General features: G+C 74.2%; 3 protein-coding genes and 1 pseudogene. 1 reads left to right on the plus strand and 3 read right to left on the minus strand.

From position 1 onward, the window contains the following. The 3 genes from AC1DY2_RS16870 to AC1DY2_RS16880 all read right to left on the minus strand — a co-directional run. A partial coding sequence (locus AC1DY2_RS16870) for a DEAD/DEAH box helicase (RefSeq protein ID WP_476763463.1) occupies positions 1-1,261 on the minus strand: 1,261 nt, incomplete at its 3' end. Positions 1,262-1,503: 242 nt separating this feature from the next. Continuing rightward, positions 1,504-2,133: a DUF1684 domain-containing protein gene (locus tag AC1DY2_RS16875; protein WP_476763464.1), complete on the minus strand. Its 630-nt coding sequence runs from the start codon at positions 2,131-2,133 to the stop codon at positions 1,504-1,506. Then, positions 2,130-2,675, minus strand: a complete 546-nt coding sequence (locus tag AC1DY2_RS16880; protein WP_476763465.1) for a hypothetical protein — start codon at positions 2,673-2,675, stop codon at positions 2,130-2,132. The genes AC1DY2_RS16875 and AC1DY2_RS16880 overlap by 4 nt, the downstream gene beginning before the upstream one ends. 130 nt (positions 2,676-2,805) lie before the next feature. Between AC1DY2_RS16880 and AC1DY2_RS16885 the strand changes: the two are divergent. Continuing rightward, positions 2,806-3,844, plus strand: a pseudogene (locus AC1DY2_RS16885) (hypothetical protein); the annotation flags it as partial.

Below are 3,844 nucleotides of genomic sequence, written 5' to 3' on the forward strand. Positions count from 1 at the left end.
CTGCGCGCTTGCGCTGCGCGTTGGCGCCCTGCGAGCGGCCGCCGCCCTGCGGCTGGACCGCAGCGCGGGGAGCCGGCTTCACGTAGGGGGCGACGTCGCCGACGAGCGAGGTGACCGACGGCGAGTTCGCCGTGACGCGCTCGGGCGTCACGGTGATCGCGGCCTTGCGGAGCAGCGTCTTCAGGTCCTGCTTCTGCGCGGGCAGGCAGATCGTGACGACGTCGCCCTCGCTGCCGGCGCGGGCGGTGCGGCCCGAGCGGTGCAGGTACGCCTTGTGCTCCATGGGCGGGTCGACGTGGATCACGAGCTCCACGTTATCGACGTGCACGCCGCGCGCTGCGACATCCGTGGCCACCAGGACCCTGGCCGAGCCGTCGGAGAACGCCGCGAGGTTGCGGTCGCGCTGCGGCTGCGACAGGTTGCCGTGCAGGTCGACGGCGGGGATGCCCTGGTCGGTGAGCTTCTTCGCGAGCTTCTTCGCGTGGTGCTTGGTGCGCATGAAGAGGATGCGGCGGCCGGTGCCCGACGCGAGCGCCTTCACGAGGTCGTTCTTCGCGTCGACGTCCTCGACCTCGAACACGTGGTGGGTCATCGCCGCGACGTGCGAGGTGGCCTCGTCGACCGAGTGCAGCACCTCGTTCTGCAGGAAGCGCTTGACGAGCTTGTCCACGCCGTTGTCGAGCGTGGCCGAGAACAGCAGGCGCTGGCCGCCCTGCGGGGTCTTGTCCATGATGCGGGTGACCACGGGAAGGAAGCCGAGGTCGGCCATGTGGTCGGCCTCGTCGAGCACGGTGATCTCGACGGCGTCGAGGGTCACGAAGCCCTGCTTCATGAGGTCCTCGAGGCGGCCGGGGCAGGCCACGACGATGTCGACGCCGGCGCGGAGCGCGTCGACCTGGCGCTTCTGGTTGATGCCGCCGAAGATCGTCGTCGTCTTCATGCCGTAGGCGGCGGCGAGCGGCGCGAGCACCGCGTCGATCTGGGTGGCGAGCTCGCGGGTGGGGGCGAGCACGAGGCCGAGGGGGCGGCCGGGGCGACGCTTGCCGCCGGCGAGGGATCCGCCGAGGCGCGCGGCCATGGGGATCGAGAACGCGAGGGTCTTGCCCGAGCCGGTCTTGCCGCGGCCGAGCACGTCGCGCCCGGCGAGCGTGTCGGGCAGGGTGTCGACCTGGATCGGGAACGGGGTGGTCTTGCCGTCGGCGGTGAGGGCCGCGACGATCGGAGCGGGCACGCCGAGCGTGCTGAAGGTGGTGTCGGTCACTGGTGCCTTTCGGGGCAGAGCGCACCGCACGGGATTGCGCCGCATTCGGCGGCGGTTCGGACCCGTCGGTGGGAGAGTGGCGAAGGCGCCGGTCGGCGCATCCGTTCGCCGTACGAGAATCATCGGGCGCCCTCTGATGAGGCCCTGCCCGGAAGCGTTTCTACGACGCAGGCGGCGCGTTCGTCGCGCTCACCGAGAACCACTCTAGCGGATGCCGCTGCACGCCCCCTGTGCGCGGCCCCTCAGCGCGGCATCCGCTCGCCGACCGGCACCTCCTCGTGAAGGGTGTTGCCCGGCTGCGCGAGGGGACACGACCACGACGGGTCGTAGGCGCACGACGGGTTGTAGGCGAAGTTGAAGTCGATGACCAGCGAGTCGCTGTCGGAGCCGGGACCGAGATCGGCGCCCTTCACCGTGTCGAGCAGGTAGCGCCCGCCGCCGTAGGTGCCGCCGGGCACGCCGGCGAGGGCGTCCTTCACCGGGAGGAACAGCCCGCCGCCGTACGTCGTGAGCCGCCACACGTCGAGCGTGCCCAGGTAGGGGATGCGCACCGTGCCCACGAGCGAGAACGGGATGGCGCCGTCGGACGCGCTGTCGACGGTGATCCGCACCGGCTCGTCGGGGCGGCGCACCTCGAGCTCGAAGCGCCAGTCGGGGTCGTAGCGCGACACCGTCAGCCCCGTGAAGCGCGCCCGGTCGTCAGGCAGCAGCGGCGACTGCGGATGCCCCGCGAAGAGCTCGTCGCGTCCCGACCGCCAGAGCTCGTGGCCCTCGGCGGGGTCGTGCACGCTGAGCTGGCGCACGCCCGTGTAGAGGCCGAACACTCGCCGGCGCCAGTCCGAGAGCTGCAGGGAGCCGATCGAGTCGTTCATGCGGTCGCCTCCGATCGGGTTCCGGAGGCCGCGGCGTCGGCGGCCTCCGCGTCCGCGGTGCCAGGCGGGTCGAACGACCACGTCGGGGCCAGCTGCTGGAGCCGGAGGCCCCGCCACTGCCAGAACGCCCACGTCGGATACCACGCCACCAGGTCGAGAGCGCCTGCACGTGCCCGCAGCTGGTCGCGATACAGGGTGCGCCCGTCGGGCAGCTCCGACACCGCCATGCGGTGATCCCAGCGGTCGAACACCGCGAGCGGGCCGGTCAGCGCGCCGCCCCCGTCGCGGAGCATCCGCACGCCCGCGGGCAGGCCGCCCGGATAGCTCACGTCGACGACCTCCTCGCCGGCCGGGAACCGGCGGAACGCGAGCGCCCGCACGCGATGCGGCCCCTCGGGCCACGTCGTCGGCAGGCCGCCGTGCTCGAGCGACGAGAAGTCGAGCCAGGGGGCGACGACCTCGCGCAGCACGGCCGGGCTCCGGAGCGCCCGCCACGCGGCATCCGGAGTGCAATCGAGCGTGAGTTTCAGCAGGACCCGCATGAGCCGAGAGTATGGCCAGCGGATGCCACGGCAAAGCACCGCGACCGGATTCACGGCGCCCGCCCGGCCGACGCGCAGCCTCCGCCGGGGTCCCAGCCGCGTCGCACCCGCACGTCCTAGACTCCGCCACATGGGCGAAGCACTGTGGTGGCTGCCGTCGCTCGTCGTCTTCGGCACGACCGCGCTCGTGATCGCGGGCGGGGTCGTCGGCGTGCGTCGGCTCGGCGTGCGCCGCGAGAGCGCCGCCCTCGAGTCCGGCCGGGAGCTGGAGGTGCGCGCGAAGGGCCTCATCGTGCAGGCCGACACCGCGGTGCGCGAGGCCGACCGCGAGATCGCCTTCGCCGAGGCGCAGTTCGGTCCCGCCGCCGCCCGCGAGCTGCGCACGGCGTTCGACACCGCCGGCTCCCGCCTCCGCGAGGCGATCCTCCTGCAGCGGCGCCTCGACGACGCCGAGCAGGAGTCGGCCGCCGACCRGCGCCGATGGAGCGCGCACATCGTCGACCTCTGCGACTCCGCCCTGCGTACGCTCCAGGCGGCGCAGTCGKGGCTCGCCGCCCGCCGCCGCCTCGAACGGGGCGCCGGCACCGACCTCGCGGCGCTCCGGGAGGACGTCGCCCGCATCGAGCGACGGCGCACGGATGCCGCGGCCGCCCTCGAGCGCCTCGGCGAACGGTTCGCGCCGACGGCGCTGCGTTCGGCGCTCGCTGCTGCTGGGCGCGCCGACGCGGCCCTCGCCGACGCACTGGCCGCGCTCGCCGAGGCCGATCGCCGGATCGCGGCCGCAGAGCCCGCGGCGGAGCCCCTCGCGACCGTCGCCGACCGGCTGGAGCGCGCCGACCACGACCTCAGCGTGGTCGAACGGACGGAGGCCGAGCTCGCCTCGGCGGAGGCGGCGGCTGACGACGCCGCCTCCGCGCTCGACGCCGACCTCACCGCCGCCCGCGCGGAACGAGACGCCACCGAGGACCGCGACGCCCAGGCCGGCCTCGGCGTGGTCATCGGCGAGGCCTCAGCGGTGCTCGCGGGCAGGACGCCCGGTGGGGCGCAACGGGCGGGTGCCGCGCCCGGCGACGTCAGCCGACCAGTGGGCAGGGTCGACCCCGTCGCCGACCGCGACCGGCTGCGGGCGGCCCGCGACCGCCTGGAGGTGGCGAGGGCGGCCGCGCGGA

The organism is Agromyces sp. P1_H4, from assembly GCF_056405255.1.

What these genes read in the sequence shown, in the direction of transcription:
- AC1DY2_RS16875 (WP_476763464.1), bottom strand. Translation starts at nt 2,133, where the DNA reads ATGAACGACTCGATCGGCTCCCTGCAGCTCTCGGACTGGCGCCGGCGA.
- AC1DY2_RS16880 (WP_476763465.1), bottom strand. Translation starts at nt 2,675, where the DNA reads ATGCGGGTCCTGCTGAAACTCACGCTCGATTGCACTCCGGATGCCGCG.